The organism is Paraburkholderia sp. BL9I2N2 (assembly GCF_004339745.1).
Taxonomy (GTDB): domain Bacteria; phylum Pseudomonadota; class Gammaproteobacteria; order Burkholderiales; family Burkholderiaceae; genus Paraburkholderia.
The window spans coordinates 312,170-333,398 of the sequence record NZ_SMGP01000006.1 but is presented as its reverse complement, the minus strand read 5'-3'; the positions used below and the strand labels follow the sequence as shown (position 1 = coordinate 333,398).

Sequence of the window (21,229 nt, the reverse complement as noted above, 5' to 3'; positions counted from 1 at the left end):
ACTGCAACTCAGCGTCCCTAGCCCCCGACAATTGCCGCGAGTCAGAACTCCGGCCGAGCATTCTCCACATGTCGGCTGGCGTTGCGCCAAGCAGCCCCCGATGTGCCGCATGGTGGTATCGTCTGGCGACTTCAATCGCGAGCCATTGTTCAAACTCACGCAGCGTTAGTGCGGCCGTCTTTTCGGACTGTCGCGCTTTGCGACCTTTCGGGGACGATCCGGTCGCCCCCGGCAGGCCCCGCACCCGTTCCATGAGAGTCCGGTTCAGGCGCTCTATATGGCCACCGAAATCGGGACGTCCCACAGGCCGATAGGTCGATGCCGTATTCGCGGCACCCACTGCGAAGCGCCCTGCTTTTAAACTCGGCAGCGTTGTCGAGATGCAGAACTTTCGGAATTCCACGCATCGGCCAATCCGCGTCCGCCTCTATCTTCGCAAGCCAAGGCTCCTTGCATAGTGCCGCTCTGGTCAGGAGCAACCCCACCGTTGCCGCCCCCGGACGATCCATGCTGACGTAGAAGCTCAACACGCACCTCGTCGCCACGTCCAGCGCGATGGTCAGCCAGGGACGGCCGATCACCCGTCTGTCGTACTCGCTGACCCGCAGCACATCCGCTTGTGTCTGGTCGACCTGAACGATCTCCAGGGGGTACTTGGCAGCAAGCGACCCCGGCGCTTTGAGCACGTCAGGCAGCGCCGCGCGCTTCAAAGCGTCCAACTCGCGATGCCTCGCCCATCGGCGCCCGATGGTCGTTCGGCTTGGCAGTTGCAGTCCCGCGAGTGCACATCTGCGTCGAACCTCCAGCACAAGATCCGTTGCAGGATGAGCCAGCTGTCGCTGCTTAGGGAGCCAGACATGCACTACTTCGTCGATCACCTTATCGACGTGGTCCCCCAACCGACCGCCGCCCATCGATGGACCTCGGCGATGCGGAGCGACGGAACTCGCTACAGGATCGGCCAAAAATCTCCGGCGCAGACGATACACCGTTGTCCAATGCACGCCGAGCAGGCGCCCGGCGAGAACGGCCTGTTCTCGTGAAAGCGGTCCCCGCCCCAATGGCCGAAGCACTGATGCCACTTTCGCAGCACGGTCGTCCGTCACGCTCGCATCCGCCATCGCAGCCCCTCATCGACTTCCGTTGGACGCATTAGCGGAATTAAAGGACAGGTCGAACGCGCTAGCAAAATTAACGGACAAATGGACGTGCATCCGTTGCCGGAACGCAACGCGTTAAAAGGACGAACTTTGCCGCTAAGGCCTGCTGAGCATGGCTTGCGGACCTTTGTTCCGCTAGCGCAAGGTGTGGACGTGGCTAGCAGAATTAACGAACATCAACAGCTGGCGTGGCTGCGAGCGCGCGTGGGCGACGCGGCGACGGTGCAGCGGTGCACGGGCCAACGAAGCCGTACCTGTCCACGCTGTGCCGGATGCTCGGCGTGACGGCGCCGCACAGCGCCGCGCGGGCAGGTGGCGAGTGTGACGGCCGAACAGTCGCTGGCCACCATCCGGCAGATCCTGGCGTCGCGCAGCGCCCGGCGGACGCCGAAGTCCGTGGCGTGCCGCGGGCGAAAAGTTTATCGTCGCCGGCGCCGTGACTATCATGTAGATGTGGTCCGTGTTCAAGGCACGCGACCACAAACGGGGCAGAGGCGGGGCTGGCGGCAGAGCTGGCCGCCCGTCTGTGCCCCGCCAGAACCAGGTCTATGGCACGCGGGCCGTTTTTTTGCGACCTGGTCCTGATAGTCGTAGTCGCAGCGTTATATTTAACCGGTTAATCGGTCCGTCAGGTCGGGGGTGCCTCCGTCCAATGCAGGCCGTTGCCCATCCGGCTTCATCAGAGGGGGCAAACCCGGGCGGTCATCGGGAACAGCTGCCCGACCTCTTACCGCAATGCCTGCCCTGGAAGAATGCCGGCGGCACCCGAACCCGGCCAGGGCCGGAGCATCGCGGTATCGAGATGGATCATTCGACGGTGCACGGATGGTGATCATGCTCGTTACCGCGTTCGAGAAGTCATTTCGCAAGGACAAGAGGCCGGTAGGCATGGATGGCGCGTTGATGAGAGCTATATCAAGGTCAGGGGCGACTGCAAGTATCTGTACCGCGCGGTGGACAAGACCGGCAAGACCATCGCGAAACGGCTGCCACCCAGCGTCACTCCGAGAAGGTCATCAGCGGCGATGGTGAATGGGAAGCGGTGACCATCGACGGAAGCGGCGCGACGCCATTGCGCGCATCGGGCACCGCCGCATTTATCTCTCGGGCCGTCCTTTCACGAACCCGATGCTTCGCGCTCAAGTCACACAGAAAACTGACGATCGTTTCTATAGGTGTTCCGGGACCAAAAATCGCCGCTACCCCGTGGTCGAATAGCTGCCGATGGTGGGCGTGCGCCACGATGCCACCGACTACGACGGGAATGCCAAGTCCCTTTGAGGCAAGTTCCGCGAGCAATTGCGGCACGACCGTCAGGTGCGCTCCCGCCATCGTCGATATGCCCAGAACCTGGCATTCGCGTTGCACCGTCTGCTCGACGATCTCCTGGACTGATTCAAACAACTGCCCTTCCCTCACTTCGAAACCCGCATCTGACAACGCGCCCGCTACAATCTTCATGCCGCGATCATGACCGTCCTGCCCGATTTTCGCGATCAGGATGCGTGGGCGTCTGCGCAACTCCCCGGTCAGCGCCTGCACATCGTTACACGCGCGAACCCAATCCGGATCGTTGCGTCTCTCGTTGCCATAGTGCCCTGTGCTATTCGTGCGCGGTGGCATGTAACGCGGCCATACCGCTTCGAGCGCGCGCGTGCATTCGCCGACGGTCGCGCGCAAGCGAATACATTCGACCGTCGCCGCCAGCAGATTCCCTTGCCCGTCGCGTGCCGTCTGGGCGAGCCTCGCAAGACTTGCAGCCACGTCCCGATCATTCCTCTGGCCACGCACCGCCTGGATCCGAAGTGCTTGCAGCTGACGCACGTGCCGGTTATCGACCTCGCGACACTCGGGTGCGACGTCCGACGATTCATCGCGAAAGCAATTTTCTCCGACAATCCGCGTGCCGCCCGAATCGATCCGCGCCTGCGTTTTCGCCGCGCAAGCGCGGATCCGCTGCTGGACCCAGCCGGAATGAATCGCCGCGAGCACACCGCCGTGCGCGTCCATTTCGGCCATCGCGGCCTCGGTTTTCGCAACGATGTCCGCAGTCAGCGACTCCATCATGTATGAGCCGGCCCACGGATCCACGACATCGCATAAACCCATCTCGTGTTGCAGGATCAATTGGGTGTCGCGCGCCAGCCGCGACGACGCCGCTGACGGCAGCGCGAGCGCCTCGTCATGCGCGTTGGTGTGCAAGGATTGCGTACCGCCGAATACCGCCGCCATCGCCTCGACCGCTGTACGGACGATGTTGTTTTGCGGGCGATGCGCGCTGAGCGACCATCCCGAAGTCTGACAATGCATCCGCAGCGCTAGCGCTTTTGTCGAGCGCGCGCCCAACCCGGCTGCAATGCGTGACCAGACGATCCGCGCCGCCCGCAGCTTCGCAACCTCTACGAAGAAGTCCGTGCCGACACCGAAAAAGAAACTGAGTTGAGCACACACGTCGTCGGGTGTGCGACCGCGCCGGCATAGTGTCGTCACATATTCGCGCGCATTGGCGAATGTCAATGCCAGTTCGAGAACGGGATCTGCACCGGCCTCCTGGAAGTGATAGCCGGACACCGATAACGCATTGAAACGCGGCATCCGCGCAGCGAGATAATCGGCGACGTCGGCAACGATCCGCATCGAAGGTTCGGGCGCATGAATCCACGTGTTGCGGACCATGTACTCCTTCAGAATGTCGTTCTGAATCGTACCGCTAAGTGCGTCGGCACTGACGCCGCTCTCCTGCGCCGCGACGATGAACGCGGCAAGCACCGGAAGCACGGCGCCATTCATGGTCATCGACACCGACACGCGATCGAGCGGAATGCCTGCGAACAGCCGCGCCATGTCTTCGACGGTGTCGATTGCAACGCCCGCCATACCGACATCGGCAAGCGCCTCTGCATCGGTCGAATCGTAGCCGCGTTGAGTCGGCAGATCGAACGCAACCGACAGGCCTTGCGCGCCGTCCTGCAACGCTGCACGAAACGCCAGATTCGAATCCGCGGCGTCCGCATAGCCCGTGTATTGACGAATCGTCCACGGCTTGTGCGTGTACATCGACGGGTAAGGTCCGCGCACAAACGGCGCATTGCCGGGCAAGCTATCGAGGTGGTCTATACCTGACAGATCGGCGGAGGTGTAAAGCTGCCTGAGCGGCACGGTACGTGGCTTCTCCTGTGGGCTCATCCTCTCCTCCAGCGCTTCTTCGTCAAGACATCCGCAATCTTCTGGCCGTCGCTCACACGCCTTACTTCGCACCGGTGCGCCAGATCATCGGAATCGACCGAACGTTCAACGAAAGTCACTTCAAGCGCATCGCCGACATTGATATTGCCGTGATAGAACACGTCGCGACTGACCGTAACGGGCGGTTTGGGAAAGCGATACGTTTGCCACTCGGCGCGGTCGACAAACGAAGCGAAACTAGCGAAATAGAGAAAGTCGGCACCATTGAAATCGTTATTGGGGCAAGGCAAAAACTCGACCGCCTCGGGAAGCTCCAAAGTACTCATCCTCGCACTCGTCTCGCAACGGCCTCCGCCTTTACGAAAGCGCTTGCCCGCCTCGGTCATCTCAACCGCTTCTTCTGGCACAGACATGATGTCACCCGCCAGTTCCTTGAATGCCGCGCGTACCACGGAGCGGTTGTTGCCCGCTTCGGTGCGATTGACGAAGGTCGACATCATCGACAGCGTCGCCACGGTTTGCTGCGCATCGACGATCCGGTGCCGGCTGAAGTGACGCACCGGACCGACGCGACATAGTTCTGTGTCAATGCTGAAGTCATCGTTTTCGTCGATACCGTCAAGCGATTGCGCACGCAAGCTGAGCGCGGTAAACGCGGCATAGGATCGAACCCCATCGTCGGCGATGAACTCAGGCACCACGCGGGCCGTGTCCAGTGCTAACGCTTCCCAATGAAGGTGTCCGCACTCCTTTAGCAGCCAGCTTTCCGACAAGCCCGTCAGGCTCAACTGCGGCATACCGGCGCGGTATCGTGCTGAGGACCGCTGCATCGGCTTATGCAGCGAGCGCTGCCGCGCTCGCTGAGCCGACCGCCACCGCGCGCGCAGCACAGATCGCATCAACGATATATTGCGCATCGCGAGCGATGCCCGAGAAGCGCCCGGAACCCCACGTATGCAGCCACGGAAGGCCAACGAAATAAAGCCCAGGCAGGGCAGTAATGCCACGCGAATGTGCCGGATAGCCGCGTCCGTTGAACACGGGCGCGTCGAGCCACGCAAAGTCCGGCGTAAAGCCAATACACCAGATCACAGACGTGATGCCGCTCGCCGCGAGATCGAGCGTCGTGCGTTCGCTGTGCGGTCGCCATACCGGTTCGTAACGCGTGCCGGCGGGCGCGTCGATGCCATTCCTTTCGATGTAGCCGTCGATGCTCGCGTTGATGCGGTTATACGTATCGTCCGCTTCGTCGAGATTCGCGCCAAGGTTCGGTGTAAAGCGCAACTGCCCGTCGCGCAGATCTTCGAGACGGCCGTACAGTTCCATGCCCTCGGCGGCGAACTTCCGCAAATCGATATCACGTCCGCCGTCACGACCGGTTACGTAGTGATTGGTGTTGTCACGCACGCCTTCGCGTAATGGATGCTGCTCGACGGGCATATCGTAGTAGCGCATGTCGGCCAGCCAGTCCACCACATCGCGCCCGCGATAGAAACGCGCGCAGCGGGGCGCCTCACCCACCGCGAGCACCACTTTCTTTCCGGCGAGATGCAGGTCTTCCGCGATCTGCGCACCCGATTGTCCCGAGCCGACGACCAGCACCGCTCCATCCGGCAACGCCTGCGGATTGCGGTATTCGGACGACTGAAGCTGCACGATGCCAGCGGGCAGACGCTCTGCCATGCGCGGCACGATCGGTGTGTGATAGCCGCCCGACGCGACCACCACATGATCCGCCGTAAACGGGCCCGCCGACGAATTCACTGCATAGCGCCCATCGATTCCACGCGTCACGCGTTGCACGGCCGTGTGTTCGAGCACGGGGGCATCGAGCTTCGCAACGAACCTGTCAAGGTACGCGATGATCTCGTCCTTCTTCATGAAGCCGTGCGGATCGTCGCCTTCATACGGATTCCCCGGCAACGCGCATTGCCAGTTCGGCGTGACGAGACAGAATGCATCCCAGCGCTGGTTGCGCCACGTATGCGTGACGGTGTTCTTTTCGAACACCAGATGATCGATACCGGCTTGCTTCAGGTAAGAGCTGATCGACAATCCTGCCTGACCGCCGCCGATCACCAGCACGCTGTAATGGCCGCTTTCGGAGATTCGTTGCTGTGGGATTGCTGTGCTTGACATGACTTGCTCCTCCAGGAAAATGTCGATGATTGATTGAGCGGTTGAGCGAACGGTACGCAACGTCAGCCGAGCGCGAGCACGGTCACCGTGGCATCCGGCTGCGCAGCGAAGCGCGCGGCGTGCGCTTCGATTTGCGCGAGCTGGTCCATTGCGGACGAACAGGCGAAGCCGAATTTCTCGCGTACCCGTTCCGAGCCAATATGGAGCGCTTCGCGCGAGCGCCGCACAAAATCGTCGACGGGATAGCGCGTGCCCGGCGTGAAGAAGTCGCTGACGACGGTCGACGGCGAATAGCAGTTCGCTTCGGTGCCGTCGGGCCATTGAATGCGAAAGTGCATGACTGGCATCACAGGTCCTCAGTGGTGTTGCACGGCTGCTTCGCAAGCCAGTGCTGATAGATGTCGAGATGACGGCGCGCGCTCGTCAGCCAGTTGAACCGGCCGAGCAATGCGGGCACCGCATGGACGAAGTCGGTTGCGTTTGGTCGATCCAGCGCATCGCGCAACGCGCACGAAATCGATGCGGCGTCGTTCGGATCGGCCCAATGGCACAGCGTGTCGTTGAGGTATTCGGTGAACGGCGCGATGCGTGAGACGACTACCGGCTTGCCCGATGCCAACGCTTCCAGTACGACGAGGCCGAAGCCTTCGCGCAGCGACACCATCGCGACCGCGTCGGCGCAACGCAATAGCGCGGGAATAAGCGCATCGTCGATCGGCCCTGAGACGAGAACCGGTTCGCCCTCACCGATCGCGAGACCCAGCGACGCGGCCCGCGCGAAAAATTCACGCGTGTACGCGTTGTGATCGAGCAGACTCGCGCCGCCTGCGATCACGAGTTGCGCATTGGGGTGCGTAGCACGCACTTGTGCAAATGCATCGAGCAGCATCATCGTGTTCTTGCGAGCCTCGATACCGCCGACCGCGAGCACGACCGGCGCGCCGACGACCCCGAGCTTCGCGCGCAATGCGGGCCCTTCGCCAGGCATCGCTGCGGTCGCGCTAAAGCGCTGTACATCCACGCCGTTTGGCACCGTTAGAGCGTCGACGTGATAGACGTCGCGCATCTGACGGGTCCACGTGTCGCTCACGCAAAGCACGGCGTCCGCATCGCGCCACGCTCGCGTTTGCCACTGCGCGAGCTTCGGGTCCGCGAAGTGGTCGAGATGATGGACCGTGCGCACGAAGCCGTGAATCGCGCCTTCTTCCTTCAGTTCGGCCAGTGCGTTGCCGCTGATGCTGTCCTGCGCATGCAGCACATCAAATGCGTCTGCATCGTGCTCGCGATGCATTCGCATGAAGGCGCGTTTCAACGCTTGAATCCGTGCACCGACCATGTCGACGGTATTCGTTTCCGCTTCAGTCACCGGCGCGAGCACGACATTGCATGGAGATTCACGAAACATCACGTCACCGTCGGCGGCCGGCGCGAAGATCGTCACGTGACGGCCGTGCATATGGAGTGCCTGTGCCAGTTCGAGCGTATGCACGACGCCGCCGCGCGGATTGACCGAATGCGTGAACAGCGCGATGCGCAACGACGCGCCGTTCATGATGCGAGGTCTCTGGCCAGGGCGACGGTGCCGGCGCCGATGAATGCGCCATCGCGGAAGTCCCACAGCAACGCGGACTCATCGCGCTGATGAAGCACGACTTCGTGCGACACATCGACGATGCCGATTTCCGCGCACGCGAGCGAACGGGCGGCAAAGCGCGCGACCACCTGCTCGACGTTCGCCTCGCGTACCGACAGCAGGAATCCGTAGCTCGGGAACGCGCTGAGCCAGCGCTCAAAATCGACGCCATCCGGACGCGGAATCGCATCGAGGTCGATGCGCGCGCCGACCTTCGAGCATTCGAGCAACATCAGCGCGGTGCCGAGCGTACCCGCCATGCTGATGTCTTTGGCTGCATCGCACAGACCGTCTTCCGCGAGTGACGGCAGCAGCTCCAGGTCAGCGCGCAAGCGTTCGGCAGGCGAGCCGACCGACGCATTCCAGAAAGGATGCGGATCTTCGAAACGCCCTCGCAGATCGACCGCCATCAACAGACGATCGCCGGGACGGGCATGAAAGCTCGACAACAAAGCCTGCGCACGGCCAACGATCGACACCGCGAGTTGCGACGTCGCGCTGCGCGTATTCGTATGTCCACCAACCACCGGCACGCGATACGCGACCGATGCTGCCGCCATGCCCGCCAGTACCTGATCGGCCGAATCGATGCCGTCGCTCCACAACGCGTCCACGACTGCGAGCGGACGGCCGCCCATCGCGTAGATATCGCTGACGTTGACCATCACGCTGCTGTAGCCCGCAAACCATGGCATCGCCGCGACGAAGTCCGTGACCATGCCTTCGATTGCAAAGAGCAGGTAGCCATCGCCATCGCGAATCGCCGCGCAAGCGTCGCCGACGCCCACCGCCTGTGCGAGGTCGTCGGTGCCTCGCGGCAAGCGGCTTGCCAGTGATGCGACCACGCCCGCGATATCCGTCTTGTGCTGAAAGCCACGGCTTGCGCGCAATCGTTCGACGAGGCGCTTCACGTCAATCGCGTTCGCACGGCTCATGACGCTCTCCGATACGGCACCACGAAACCGCTCTCGGGCGTCGCGCACGGCGGATACGCGTCGAGTTGCGCCTGCATCAGATGATGCGAACGCCCGAACAACGTCTCTTCCTGGATCGTGTCCCAGCGCAACCGCTTGAATAGCGGCACGTTCTGGCTCTGCACGTGCGCAAAAAAACTCTCGCATCCGAGTGCATGCGCACTGCTCACTGCCAGCCGGATCAGTGAGGAGCCGATCTTGCCGTACGAGCGGAACGCCGCATGGACGGCCAACCGCGAACCGACCCACACGCCAGGCTCGCTCTCGTGAATGCGCACGGTGCCCACCACCTGTTCCGGCATGCCGGCGACACAACTCAACGCGACGAGCAGATGCGCATGCGTGTCGATCTCGTCGCGATCGTCGCCGACGAAAATGCCCTGCTCGACGCAAAACACCGCACGGCGCAGCTTGTACGCTTCGTCAGCTTCCCACGGGAGCGTCGTCCACTTGATGCGAAACTCGCTCGGCGTATAGGCGGCGTCGAGCGTCAAGGTATCGGTTGCGTCGCAGAACATGAATCACTCCTCGTACGAAGACAGCGACGAACACGCACCGCACTTGCCGCAACCGGCTTTGATATCCGCCGAGCGCATCCCAGCCTCGGCGAGCATCACGCCGATCGGCGCGAGCACCGAACGCATGAACTCTGGCGTCGGCGCCGGGTGATCTTCGAGCGGCGTGCCGCTGATCGGCACGAAGGGCACGACGAACGGATACACGCCAAGGTCGATCAGTTCGCGCGCCATCGCGACGATCGCGTCGGCCGTATCGCCGAGACCCGCGAGTATGTACGTGCTGACCTGGCCGCGTCCGAACACGGCCACCGCCGCCTCGAATGCTTCCATGTAGCGCGACAGCGGCACGCTCGCCTTGCCGGGCATCACACGCTCGCGCACTTCGGGCGTGACCACTTCGAGATGCATGCCAAGCGTATCGATGCCGCTCGCTTTCATGCGTTCGAACCAGCGGTCGTCGTCGGGCGGTTCGCACTGCGCCTGGATCGGCAGATCGACAGCCGCCTTGATCGCGAATGCGCTGTCGCACAGAATCTGCGCGCCGCGATCGGAAGTCGCGGGCGTGCCGGTCGTCAGTACCATATGCTTGACGCCATCGAGCAGGACCGCGGCACGCGCGACTTCCGCGAGTTGCTCGGGCGTCTTGCGTGCAATCGTGCGACCCGCCGCGAGCGACTGCCCGATTGCGCAGAACTTGCATGTCTTGCGACGGCTTTCGTAACGGATGCAGGTTTGAAGTACCGTGGTGGCGAGCACGTCCTTGCTATGCAGCGTAGCGATGTGCGAATACGGCACACCGTCGAGTGTCTGCAACGCATAGAAGCGCGGCGGCTTCGGGAAACTGATATTCGCAATCGGGATCGTGCCGCGCATCAGCGCGCTGGTGCCGCTGACATCCGGTTGCGCCGCAACGAACGGCGAATTCCACGCGGTGCTGGTATGCACGGGCACCATGATCGTCACGCCGTCGACAGTGACCGCCTTGTGGTCCGACGGACCGGCGCCGCCGCGCCGGCTCGCAGCGCCCGCATGCGGATCGACGAGACGCAGTCCCGTCGACTGCAATTCAGTCATCAATTGCCGGCTCGCTGCCGACACATTCTCGCGTGCGCTCATGGAAGGCTCCTATAGTGGCGTGGAAGGCGTCGTCGGCCGGGGCCATCGACGTGACGGGCAATGCGGGCGAATCATTGACCGCAAGACGCAGCAGTTCGGGCCGCGCATAGTGACCGACCGAATCCATCATGCGTTTGCGTTTTGTGATCAGCGACATGTCGAGATCGGCGATCACCATGCCCTCGCCTTCGCGCAACGGCTCGCAGAGATGCTGGCCTTCCGGCGACACGATGGCGGTCATGCAGCCGCCGCGCAGCGCTTTTTGCAACTTTGGATCGCTCGTCACGGAGTCGATCTGTGCATCGGTCAGCCAGCCCGTCGAGTTGACGACGAAGCAGCCCGATTCGAGCGCGTGATGGCGGATCGTTACTTCGATCTGCTCGGCGAAAATCGGCCCGACCAGCGAGCCGGGAAATTGCGCGCAATGAATCTCTTCGTGCTGGGTCATCAGTGCATAACGCGCAAGCGGGTTGTAGTGTTCCCAGCACGCAAGTGCGCCGACCCGTGCAATGGCCGTTTGCGCGACCTTGAGGCCCGCCGCGTCGCCCTGCCCCCAGATCATGCGTTCATGAAAGGTGGGCGTGATCTTTCGGCGCTTCAGCACGAGCCGCCCATCCGCGTCGAAGATCAGTTGCGTGTTGTACAGGCTGCCGTGATCACGCTCGTTGACGCCGAGCACCACCACCATCCCGTGCATTCGCGCACGCTCCGCGACCGCATGCGTGACCGGCCCCGGCACGACGACCGCTTCGTCGTAGAGCCGCATATGATCCGCACCCGACGCAACCGGTGGCCGCACGAAAGAAAAGTACGGGTAGTACGGCACGAACGTCTCGGGAAAGACGATCAGCTGCACGCCTTTGCCGGCAGCTTCGTCGATCGCCGCGCAGACCTTGTCGAGCGTGCCGGCAGCACGTTCGAGGTCCGGCGCGATCTGGACGGCAGCGGCGCGAATGACGCGTTTATCGGACATGATGATGTGCTTCCCTGACTCGGTCAGACGGTCCAGGTGTGGATGACCAGCGCGTTCTCCTTGCGATGGAGTAGCTGGATGTCGAGCACGTCGAGCGGACTGATTGGACGGATGCCTTCGATCAGCGACGCTTCGCCGTGGCCGTACAGCGCCTGCAGCGCGAAGCGGCATGCATAGACCTTGCCGCCTTCCTCCATGAACTTGATCAACTGCTTGTTGAAGTTCAGGTGACCCGGAAACGCTTCGTCGCCGAGCGTCGGGAAACCGCGTTGCAGACCCAGCGTGACGCCCGGGCCATACAGCAGCACCGACGTATCGAAGCCTTTGCGCTTGAGGCGCGTGGCCTGAAGCAGATTCACAAAGCCGATCGAACCTTCGAACGCGACCGTATGGAAGGTCACGAGCGCTTTCTCGCCCGGCTCGGCCTTGACGTCCTCGAAGACTTTCTCCTCGTAGTCGACCAGATAATCGCCGCTCTTATGAAGGGGTTGATTGACTGATGGCATGGCACTCTCCGGTTTATCGCGTCAGTTGAAAATGAATTCCGATCAATGGATGTATCGGCGATGGCATTAACGCAACGGCTATGCCAATCAGCGGCCCGAAAAATGCAATCATCTTCCGATCAATCAAACGGAAATTATCAGAGACGCCCCAAAAATTTTTTCGGAGAGCGGTCTGGCAGGCGCTTCAGCGAACAGCGAGAGTTTGGTAACGCGTTGATGCGGCACGCTATCCGAGCATTTTTCGCATCTTGATAGTGCATGCATTCCCGAAAGAGTGCACTGCCCCGATCAATGCGATCAAACGATTATTCGGATGCGATCTTGATTACCTTTTGCAGATACAGCGTGGTACTGTGAATTAGGGAATTTGAACGGGCACGCCATCATGAATACGTTGATGCATCACTGGCTCAAACGGCTCGAAGAAAGCCGCACACCGGCCTATCTGGTAATACCGGATCTGATCGAAGAAGACGTCGCGAGTGGCCGGCTGCGCCCGCGCGACCGTTTGCCCGGTTTGCGCGAGCTCGCGGGCGCGCTGCAACTGAACTACACGACCGTCGCGCGTGCGTATGCGGAGGCGCGCAAGCGTGGCCTGCTCGACGCTCGCGCGGGGAGCGGCACATTCGTGCGAGGCCGCACGCCGAGCTTGCCGCTCACAGCGGGCAGCAGCGTCGAGATGTCCATGAACATGCCGCCCGAACCGCCCGAGCTTGCCGTGCGGCTTCGCCAGTCCACCGCGAAGTTGATGCTGAGTGCGGACCCGTATCGTCTGTTGCGCTATCAGGACTTCGGCGGCACGGCGGCGGATCGCGCAGCGGGCCGCAACTGGCTTCGGCAACGCGTGCCCGATTGTGAGGATGACCGAACGTTGGTGTGCCCCGGCATTCATAGCGTGCTGGTCGCACTAGTGTCGCAGCTGGCGCGCCCCGGTGAGACCATCTGTCTCGACTCGCTCGCGTATCCCGGCATCAAGGCGATTGCATCGCAACTCGGCGTGCGTTTGCAGGCTTTGCCGCGGGACGACGAAGGGCCGTTGCCGCATGCGCTCGAAGCGCTCTGCAAAGCGGAAACGCCCCGCGCGTTCTACTGCAATCCGACACTGCAAAACCCAAGCACGCTGACGCTTTCCGTGCAGCGTCGCGAAGCGCTTGCGGACGTCGCGTTGCGCTATAGCGTGCCGATCATCGAAGACGACGCATACGCGATGCTCCCACAAGACGCGCCAATGTCGCTTGCTTCGCTTGCGCCGGAGTTGACGTTCTACGTTACGGGGATGTCCAAGAGTTTTGGTGCGGGTTTGCGGGTGGCGTATCTGTGCGCGCCGACCGTACGGCAGACGCAGCGGATTGCAGGCGCGTTGCGTGCGACGACCGTAATGCCGAACCCCTACACGATGCTGCTCGCGACACAATGGATCAACGACGGCACCGCAACCGACATGCTGCGCGCGATCCGCGCCGAAGCCCATGCGCGGCAGGAGATCGCAGCGCAAGTGCTCGCGGACTGGCGGTACGAAGCGCACCCGGACGGCTTCCATCTGTGGCTACCGATTCCGACGCAATGCAGCTGGAGCGCGTCCGAACTCGCATTGCAGCTGCGCAATCAGGGCATCGGGGCAGTCGCGGGCGCGGCGTTTTCGACCGACGGCAATCCGCCGAATGCGATCCGCCTCTGCATTGGTGGGCCGCAGAACCGCGACGATTGCCGCGACGGGCTGCAACGGGTCGCCGATACGCTAGAAGACCCGCATCATCTGCATATGCCGATGATGTGATCCGAAGGCTGGCGGCGTTCGTCGCACAAGTTGCGCTGAATGCGCCCGTCTGTCGCACAGTTTTTAAAGTCTGAAAAGCGCATTCTGTCGAAGACACCTGGTATCCGACCCTGATCTCACCGAAGCGCAAGGCTTCATCGCGCAAATGGGTCGGACGGCAAGTGACAGTTTTTCCAGCAAGGATAGCAACCAGAGCGGTTGAAAGGTAGCAAGATCTTGTCGTGTGAGCGGTTCTCGTCGCCCTCTTCCCCCATGTTTCCTTCAAACGCGAGGGGGCGGATAGCGCCGACTATCCAACCTTCGTTTCCTCGAATTTTCAACAAAACTGAGCACGCGCTTCAAAGCGAGATTCGATTCAACTAGCTCAAGGTGGAGCGCGCTATAAAGATAAGTTTTCTTATCTAAAGGCGTCTGTTTTCAGGCTAAACTCGGGCCTATGAAAACGCGCCTCACCCCGCCCTGCGCGCCTGCTGCTGACGCTGAATCTTCCGGATCCGGTTTTCCCGGCGCCGACGAACTTGCCGTGCTGCGCGCGTGGTACGCCGGGGTGTCTGTGCGGCAGGCCGTGGCGCGTTACCTGCCCTCCGCACTCGGTGACGGGAAATCGGCGCGCGGCGTGCTCGGGCGCATCCGCAGCAAACTGCTGGACATTGCCCGCGCGGCCCATCGCGACGATCTCGTCGCACTCCTCACTCATCCGGTAGCGGGACGTGAGCAGCACGCGAAAGGCGTGGCGCAGGCGATCGATGCGCTGCGCACCGAGCGCCCGCCGGAACCGCAGATCGCCGACGACGTCGCGCAGTGGTTTTCCCCGCGCGCGGTGCGCGTGCTACACGCGTACGGCATCAGGACACTCGCCGATCTCACGGTGCGCATTCCGCGCCGGCGCCAGTGGTGGAAGGCTGTGCCGGGACTTGGCATGGCGAGCGCCCGTTCGATCGAGGCGTTCTTCGCCGCCTGGCCCGCGCTCACGGACAGGGCGCGTGCGCTGGTGGTCGCCAGCCACCGCGGCGACATCGTGCCGTGGGAAACCCTTAAACTGCCGCACGAGGTCGACGGCTCCGCCGGCACGTTCCGCGCGCCACCCACTACCTGCACGCTCGACGCGTCCAACGACTACCAGGCCGTGCAGACGTGGCTGTCCCTGCACGAGTCGCCCGCCACGCAGCGGACCTACCGCAAGGAAGCCGAGCGGCTGATCCTCTGGGCCATCGTCGAGCGCGGCCGCGCGCTGTCATCGCTCTCGACCGAGGACGCGATTGCGTACCGGACGTTCCTGCGCCATCCGGCGCCGCGGGGACGCTGGATCGGCCCGATGCGCCCGCGCACGTCACCGGACTGGCGGCCGTTTAACGGCACCCTGTCGGCGCGCTCGGTCGCGCACGCGCTGTCGATTCTCGGCGCCCTGTTCCGCTGGCTGGTCGAACAGCGCTACGTGCTGGCCAATCCGTTTGCGGGCATCAAGGTGCGCGGCGGCAAGACGGCAGCGGCGCTCAACGCGTCGCGTGCCTTTACCGACGGAGAATGGGCACTGGTTCGTACAATAGCCGACGGCCTGGAATGGTCTCACGGCTGGACGGTTCCGGCCGCGCAGCGCTTGCGGTTCCTGCTCGATTTCGGCTTTGCGACGGGTTTGCGCGCGAGTGAACTGGTCGGCGCGACGCTCGGCCACGTCGAGACGGACGCACGCGGCGAGCACTGGCTGCGCGTCACCGGCAAAGGCGGCAAGGTCGCGCGGGTGGCGCTGCCGCCGCTCGCGTGGGACGCCCTCGCCCGCTATCTGGCCCAGCGGCACCTGCCGACTACCGCCGCGCGCTGGCGGCCGGACACACCGGTCATCGGCAGCCCGGACGCGGACAGTAGCGCGGCCATCAGCAGCGTGCGCCTGTGGAGCGTGCTTGAGCGCTTTCTCGTCCTTGCCGCCAGTGCCATCGAAACCGATCACCCACCGCTCGCGGAGAAGCTGCGCCGCGCCAGCCCCCACTGGTTGCGGCACACCCACGCTACCTACGCGCTCGGTCACGGCGCCGAACTTACCACGGTGCGCGACAACCTGCGGCACGCCTCGGTATCGACCACCTCGATCTACCTGCACAGTGGCGAGGTTAAGCGCGCGCGGCAGATCAGTGAGGCGTTTACGACCCGGAAGTGAGCGCGACAACCTGCATGACCGACCGGCACGATGGTTGACCGTTTCCTGATGACGGTTCGATCGCCGGTACAAACCGGCAAGCGGAGCGCGCAATCCTCCGCCCACTTTAGTGATGTCAGGCAGCCAGTGGCCCCATGCCGGCGACCATCGCTGGCATCATCGGAGCGATGGACAGCCTGCTCACTCGCCTACGAGATGACGCCCGGAAGCAGCCATGGAAAAACCTGAATTCGAGCCGCAGATTCTGGCAAATCGACAGGGCGTGTCGTTCTGGCTCATCCGCGGAAACACCACCGTCGAATGCATCGTCACGATTGCAGCGCTGGAGGCCCATTTCTGGCTTGAGCCGCGGGCCGGGGACGCCCGGACCCTGAGGATTTTCCGGGACGGGTACAGCCGCATCCACGCGATCGCCGAACGGAAGCTACTTGCGCATCCGTGCGCCCGCCTGGAACTGACACCCGATGACTTCGAGCGCCCCTGAACGGCGCGGGGAACCCGGCACGCTTCTCGAAGCATGAATAATCTGCCGGCGGCCCTTTTTTTGGCCACGCTGTTGTGGCGGAGCCAAGTCGGCCGCTGAGAGGGCCCGACCGTTAGTTGCGTACACCAATGAATCGGTTTTGATTCTCGGGAACGCGGCACTATCTTTAGCACTTCTTAGCTGGAAAGGAGAATCGGCGGCCGCTGCGGCCTGTAACTATGCGCGAGAGCGCCAGCGCTGCTCCTGCCTGCTCAGCAGGGTGGCGTCCGTCGATGACACGGGGAAAGCCCGACCCATTACGTGCTCACAGAGCCCGTCTCGGAATGGGCACATCGCCCCGCCAACCCACTCTCCCCCGGCGACGAAGCGGCATTTCAGCGGACGGCTAGCTGAGCGGTCGGGCAGCCGGCGGTAATCCGGGAGGACGGCAAGTCGGCCATTGCCGACGTTGGAGGGGACGCGGTTCTACGTCAGCAATGCAGCGGACTGCTGACGGCGGCGGCGGCGGAGCAGTCCGACGGCAACTTCCCGTATCAACGAACTCACACTCCCGACCGTGTATAGATAGTCCGTCCCGCTTTCATCGATACTGGTGGGACTGGCAGCGAGCTGCCAGTCGAGGCGGGACATGCGCCCGTGGACTACGAATATCCCGACCCAAACGCCTGGACGATCGCCGCTTTAGCTTCGAGTCCACGGGTGCGCCTGCGTCCGATAACGAATACTCAGGGTTCGCCGTGGCACCGGCTCTCTATATTGCCTTCGCTGGACGCAAGCATGCATGTCCCTACCGGGTAATCTATCACTTGCGGAGGTTCACATGGCACCTCTATCGAACCAGCAATTCAGGGCATTCGTCGGCCTCGACTGGGCAGATACCAAACATGACATCTGCCTGCAGCAGGCAGGCGACGACAGGCGCGAGTTCGACTGCATCCCTCACCAGGTTACGCGCATTGATGAATGGGCAAAGGCGTTACATCAGCGCTTTGGTGGTCCGATCGCGGTCGCGCTTGAGCTGGCCACCGGGCCGATCGTCTCCGTGTTGCAGAAACATGCGTTCGTCACTCTATTCCCGATCAACCCTGCAATGCTCGCGAAGTACCGTGAGGCATTCAAGCCGAGCCGGGCCAAGGACGATCCCACCGATGCCGAACTGGCACTCGACCTGCTGCTGCGCCATCCTGAGCGGTTCAGCCCGCTCAGGCCGCAGAGCGCAGGCATGCGCTCCTTGCTGAGCCTGATCGAACAGCGTCGTGAACTGGTCGGCGACAAGACCCGGTTCACCAACCGGCTAACCAACGCACTCAAGCAGTATTATCCTCAAGCCCTGGAATGGTTCGACGACATCGACACGGTGCTGTTTTGTGATTTTCTGACCCGCTGGCCAACTCTGCCGGCAGTCAGGCGCGCCAGCAGGAAGACCCTTGAAACGTTCTTCCATGCGCACAACTGTCGCCGGGCCAAACTGATTGAGGGACGTCTGGAGTCGATCCGCTGTGCTGTGTCGCTGACTGACGACCCCGGGATCGTTGCACCTCACCGGTTGCTCGCGCTGATGCTGGTGATGCAACTGCGCACAACGCTGGCTGCAATCGACGTGTTCGACAGGGAAATCGCGGCAGTCGCACGCACACTGCCCGACTTCGACCTGTTTGACAGCTTGCCCGGCGCAGGTCCGCATCTGACACCGCGCCTGCTCGCTGCGTTTGGCGAGCAACGTGACCGCTTCAGGGGCGCGGATGAACTGCAGAAGTACTCCGGCATCGCGCCGGTCACCGAGCGCAGCGGCAAGAAGTGCTGGGTGCACTGGCGCTGGCAATGCCCGACCTTCCTGCGCCAGACCTTCGTCGAATGGGCGGGCCAGACCATCAACAAGTCGTTCTGGGCGGACGCCTACTACCGGCAACAGCGGGCGAAGGACAGCTCGTATCAGGCCGCCGTGCGGGCATTGGCATTCAAGTGGATACGGATCATCTACCGTTGCTGGCAGACCGGAACGCGGTACGACGAGAGCATCTACCTCAACGCCCTGAGGAAACGCGGTTCGCCACTCCTCGGGAACCTCGGGCTTCCGGGGTAGTCCGCTCCGCTCGACGGGTTACGCGACTGCTTCTGGATCCGTGGGTTGCCTCCGCTTGACGTCATGTCGCGAGTTGTCCACGGCCGGCCAGCGGGTCGCCTGTTATGACCATGACGCTGGCCGGCGGTGGGCAACTCGCCAGATGAGCGCACGACGTTTCTTCGACATCCGCCGTTTCATGAATGAGCGACGCCCGAGGCTACAAGGTCAAGGATGTGGGTTGCGCCATGCCCTCAGAAAAACCTTGACTGACCGCCTCAGGGCGTGAAGCGGACCGTCAGTTCTCTCGGGAGCAGCCGTTCGGCGATGCTTGCCAGCCGGCCAGCAGTCCGCAGAGCGCTAGAGGTACTTGAATTTTATGATCTGCACTTTGTTATTGAATCGGGCAGCTTTGAACTGAACTGGCTCCGTCGTATTTGAAGTTGTGCGCTCCATAATCCACGGAATCGGCCGATACGTCATTGTCCGACCATTGATGATCAAATCGAGTATCTCGTATTCTTTCACATAGATACGCGTCAAAAACCGGCCACGAGATTGCCACTCCCAATGAGCTGGCACTGCTCGCTTTGCTATGACCGCGGCGCTTCCAGTCTGTGCTTTCACACCAGCAAAATTCGCAATTTCGAACAGTGCTTTGGCGATGCAGGCGATGAGGACCGCGTAGAAGAAGAAAAGCACGCCTGCGCCGCCAAGTTGGCCGCGATTCAGTAATGTGAAGGGAAGCGAGATAAGCTTATGCAAAGACACTCTTGATCCCCACCTTGAAAGAAAGAACCGTGCAACGCGCCGACTGGCGCGCACACACAAAGCCGTCGATTCTCCCTCGGGCTGGCCGAATTGTATTAATCCCGCCGACACCTCGAACGTCCTTCTGCAGACAGCTGCCGGTCGTCCCGCGGGAAGATCCGGCCTCTCCTGTCGGAGGTCAGAGCGGAGGCCTGTCCAGCTTGACCCACTGTTGTACGGACGCTCGCTCCCATTGACGCGCTGCGTACGATGCCAATTTCGCGGGAACGTCATCGCCATTCATGACGAGGCGATTTAGCATCAACGCCAGATCGGTGTCGGCGATGCACCAATCACCAAAGAGATTCGATGCATCCTGCGAGAGAAGCCGGTCGGCAGCAAAGTACAGTTTTTCCACTGCCTGCTCTGCTGCGGCCGTAAGAGCCGGCGCCTCATTTTTATAGAACACGACTTCCGTCGAGCGCTCCTGACGAATGGGCAACAGGTCGCTTCTGAGCCACGCCTGAACTTGACGCGCCCTGGCCCGGAGATGTCGGTCCCGAGGATAAACGAGCGTTTCAGGGAAAGTATCGTCCAAGTACTCGGTAATTGCCGATGACTCGGATAGCGCGAAATCGCCATGCGCTAATGTAGGTACGCGCTGAGTCAACGATTCGGCGGCATAGCTCTCTTCACGATTGGCGCCGCTTCCAAGGTCAACCCCGAACAGCTCGAATGCCAGTTGTTTCTCTCGGAGGGCCACGAACACAGACATCGCATACGGGCTTGCAAACTGTGCATCGGCATATAAACGAAGCGGAACCTTAAGCATGACGCAAACCTTGGTGATTGGTTAACTTGCGGCTCCAGGAAAGCGAGCCAGACGGAACTGGGCCATTGTCAGCGACCTGGGAGCTGATGTCGAACGGAAGCTTCTGGCCGTTAGGCAGCACTGGCCTGGACAAGACGCAGCCCCCATCCCGTCTTTAGCGTTCCGTCTTCGCGCTGCATGGGCGCGAACGCCGACAATAGTTCGCCCTTGAACTGTGCGCGCGTTGCTTCCGACATCCTGTCTGCATCGTAAGTGTCCAACATGTCCAACCATAACTGCTCAGGCGTAGGCGTCCAGTCAATTTCGATGTTTTCGAAGGCTACATTAACGAAACCATGCTGGAGTAGTTCGCTCCAACCGGTTTCGCTGCGTGTGCGCGCGTCACCGAGCGGTAGGTGCGTCAGGTTCGCCTTCGCAATTGGCTTGAATACGTCTAAAAAGACCTCCCCGACTTCCTCGGTCAGAAAGGCACGCCCGACGACAGCTGAGAAACTACCGCCTTCACGCAATACCCGACGAATTTCACGAATGACTTGCTCTATGTCGTCCATCAACATCAAAGCCATGTGCGACAGAACATAGTCGACCGAGTCGGTATCGAGCGACAACTCTTGCGCGCGCTCATTGATCAATCGAACGTCCGGCGGCAGCACCGCCCGAGCAGCGCTCAGCTCGCCCTCGCTCATGTCGAGGCCGATCAACTTCGTTCCTGCGTTGCGCCTATCGTTCAGAATTTGCAGCAGTGGCCCATCACCACATGCCAGATCGAGCACGGTGCGCGACATACCATCATTCGGCACCCGTTTTGCCAGCGCATGATAGGAAGACGGGTATTCTGCATGCGTCGACCGCGCAGGAAGATTGCCAAAGGCCCGGCGCGTTGCTCCTGCCCGACGCCGGTGAAAATCTTGCAAATAGACTTCTGCTTGGGATGTCATTCTTGCGTTGCCCGATTGTTCAATTCTTG

18 protein-coding genes and 1 pseudogene are annotated in these 21,229 nt (G+C 61.9%); 6 read left to right on the top strand and 13 right to left on the bottom strand.

What is annotated here, in order from left to right; translation table 11 throughout:
• Nucleotides 1–857 precede the first annotated feature (857 nt).
• Together B0G74_RS47350 and B0G74_RS45095 are read left to right on the top strand one after the other, a co-directional pair.
• The gene (locus tag B0G74_RS47350; RefSeq protein ID WP_243658652.1) at nucleotides 858–1,043 is read left to right on the top strand and encodes a hypothetical protein; all 186 of its coding nucleotides are present in this window, start codon (nucleotides 858–860) and stop codon (nucleotides 1,041–1,043) included.
• A 1,010-nt stretch (nucleotides 1,044–2,053) separates the two neighbouring features.
• Nucleotides 2,054–2,137, top strand: a pseudogene (locus B0G74_RS45095) (DDE-type integrase/transposase/recombinase); the annotation flags it as partial.
• Nucleotides 2,138–2,159: 22 nt separating this feature from the next.
• Here the strand turns inward: B0G74_RS45095 and scpA are convergent.
• The 10 genes from scpA to B0G74_RS45045 form a co-directional block, all read right to left on the bottom strand.
• A complete protein-coding gene (gene scpA / locus B0G74_RS45090; RefSeq protein ID WP_243658629.1) occupies nucleotides 2,160–4,346 on the bottom strand; it encodes a methylmalonyl-CoA mutase in 2,187 nt (728 codons plus the stop codon).
• Nucleotides 4,343–5,176 carry a Pnap_2097 family protein gene (locus B0G74_RS45085; RefSeq protein WP_132384452.1) on the bottom strand — a complete coding sequence of 278 codons (834 nt, stop codon included), beginning with the start codon at nucleotides 5,174–5,176 and terminating at the stop codon, nucleotides 4,343–4,345. The genes scpA and B0G74_RS45085 overlap by 4 nt, the downstream gene beginning before the upstream one ends.
• 4 nt (nucleotides 5,177–5,180) lie before the next feature.
• Nucleotides 5,181–6,485 carry an MSMEG_0569 family flavin-dependent oxidoreductase gene (locus B0G74_RS45080; RefSeq protein WP_132384356.1) on the bottom strand — a complete coding sequence of 435 codons (1,305 nt, stop codon included), beginning with the start codon at nucleotides 6,483–6,485 and terminating at the stop codon, nucleotides 5,181–5,183.
• Between the two features lie 62 nt (nucleotides 6,486–6,547).
• Nucleotides 6,548–6,832, bottom strand: coding sequence for an MSMEG_0570 family nitrogen starvation response protein (locus tag B0G74_RS45075; protein ID WP_018420677.1), 285 nt, complete (start codon nucleotides 6,830–6,832; stop codon nucleotides 6,548–6,550).
• Entirely contained in the window at nucleotides 6,832–8,037 is a 1,206-nt protein-coding gene (locus B0G74_RS45070; protein WP_132384355.1) for an MSMEG_0565 family glycosyltransferase, read from the bottom strand. The genes B0G74_RS45075 and B0G74_RS45070 overlap by 1 nt, the downstream gene beginning before the upstream one ends.
• Entirely contained in the window at nucleotides 8,034–9,035 is a 1,002-nt protein-coding gene (locus B0G74_RS45065; RefSeq protein WP_132384451.1) for a sll0787 family AIR synthase-like protein, read from the bottom strand. The genes B0G74_RS45070 and B0G74_RS45065 overlap by 4 nt, the downstream gene beginning before the upstream one ends.
• Before the next feature lie 14 nt (nucleotides 9,036–9,049).
• Nucleotides 9,050–9,610: an MSMEG_0567/Sll0786 family nitrogen starvation N-acetyltransferase gene (locus B0G74_RS45060; protein ID WP_132384354.1), complete on the bottom strand. Its 561-nt coding sequence runs from the start codon at nucleotides 9,608–9,610 to the stop codon at nucleotides 9,050–9,052.
• Between the two features lie 3 nt (nucleotides 9,611–9,613).
• Nucleotides 9,614–10,684 (bottom strand): MSMEG_0568 family radical SAM protein, encoded by a 1,071-nt coding sequence (locus B0G74_RS45055; protein ID WP_132384450.1) that lies wholly within the window; start codon nucleotides 10,682–10,684, stop codon nucleotides 9,614–9,616.
• Nucleotides 10,677–11,699 carry a Nit6803 family nitrilase gene (locus tag B0G74_RS45050; RefSeq protein WP_132384353.1) on the bottom strand — a complete coding sequence of 341 codons (1,023 nt, stop codon included), beginning with the start codon at nucleotides 11,697–11,699 and terminating at the stop codon, nucleotides 10,677–10,679. The genes B0G74_RS45055 and B0G74_RS45050 overlap by 8 nt, the downstream gene beginning before the upstream one ends.
• A gap of 23 nt (nucleotides 11,700–11,722) precedes the next feature.
• Nucleotides 11,723–12,205, bottom strand: a complete 483-nt coding sequence (locus B0G74_RS45045) for an MSMEG_0572/Sll0783 family nitrogen starvation response protein (RefSeq protein WP_132384352.1) — start codon at nucleotides 12,203–12,205, stop codon at nucleotides 11,723–11,725.
• A 385-nt stretch (nucleotides 12,206–12,590) separates the two neighbouring features.
• Here B0G74_RS45045 and B0G74_RS45040 point away from each other — a divergent pair, with 385 nt between their 5' ends.
• The 4 genes from B0G74_RS45040 to B0G74_RS45025 all read left to right on the top strand — a co-directional run bounded on the left by B0G74_RS45040 (nucleotide 12,591) and on the right by B0G74_RS45025 (nucleotide 18,701).
• Entirely contained in the window at nucleotides 12,591–13,982 is a 1,392-nt protein-coding gene (locus tag B0G74_RS45040; RefSeq protein ID WP_132384351.1) for a PLP-dependent aminotransferase family protein, read from the top strand.
• A gap of 436 nt (nucleotides 13,983–14,418) precedes the next feature.
• Nucleotides 14,419–16,134 (top strand): site-specific integrase, encoded by a 1,716-nt coding sequence (locus B0G74_RS45035; protein ID WP_132384350.1) that lies wholly within the window; start codon nucleotides 14,419–14,421, stop codon nucleotides 16,132–16,134.
• Between the two features lie 214 nt (nucleotides 16,135–16,348).
• On the top strand, nucleotides 16,349–16,618 hold the full coding sequence (locus B0G74_RS45030; protein ID WP_132384349.1) for a DUF1488 family protein: 270 nt from the start codon (nucleotides 16,349–16,351) through the stop codon (nucleotides 16,616–16,618).
• Nucleotides 16,619–17,438: 820 nt separating this feature from the next.
• On the top strand, nucleotides 17,439–18,701 hold the full coding sequence (locus B0G74_RS45025) for an IS110 family transposase (protein ID WP_132384348.1): 1,263 nt from the start codon (nucleotides 17,439–17,441) through the stop codon (nucleotides 18,699–18,701).
• A gap of 339 nt (nucleotides 18,702–19,040) precedes the next feature.
• Here the strand turns inward: B0G74_RS45025 and B0G74_RS45020 are convergent, their stop codons facing one another.
• From B0G74_RS45020 to B0G74_RS45010, 3 genes are all read right to left on the bottom strand, one after another.
• Nucleotides 19,041–19,445, bottom strand: coding sequence for a hypothetical protein (locus B0G74_RS45020; RefSeq protein WP_132384347.1), 405 nt, complete (start codon nucleotides 19,443–19,445; stop codon nucleotides 19,041–19,043).
• A 184-nt stretch (nucleotides 19,446–19,629) separates the two neighbouring features.
• Entirely contained in the window at nucleotides 19,630–20,262 is a 633-nt protein-coding gene (gene yfcF / locus B0G74_RS45015) for a glutathione transferase (protein ID WP_132384346.1), read from the bottom strand.
• A gap of 110 nt (nucleotides 20,263–20,372) precedes the next feature.
• Nucleotides 20,373–21,200: a class I SAM-dependent methyltransferase gene (locus B0G74_RS45010; RefSeq protein ID WP_132384345.1), complete on the bottom strand. Its 828-nt coding sequence runs from the start codon at nucleotides 21,198–21,200 to the stop codon at nucleotides 20,373–20,375.
• Nucleotides 21,201–21,229 lie beyond the last annotated feature (29 nt).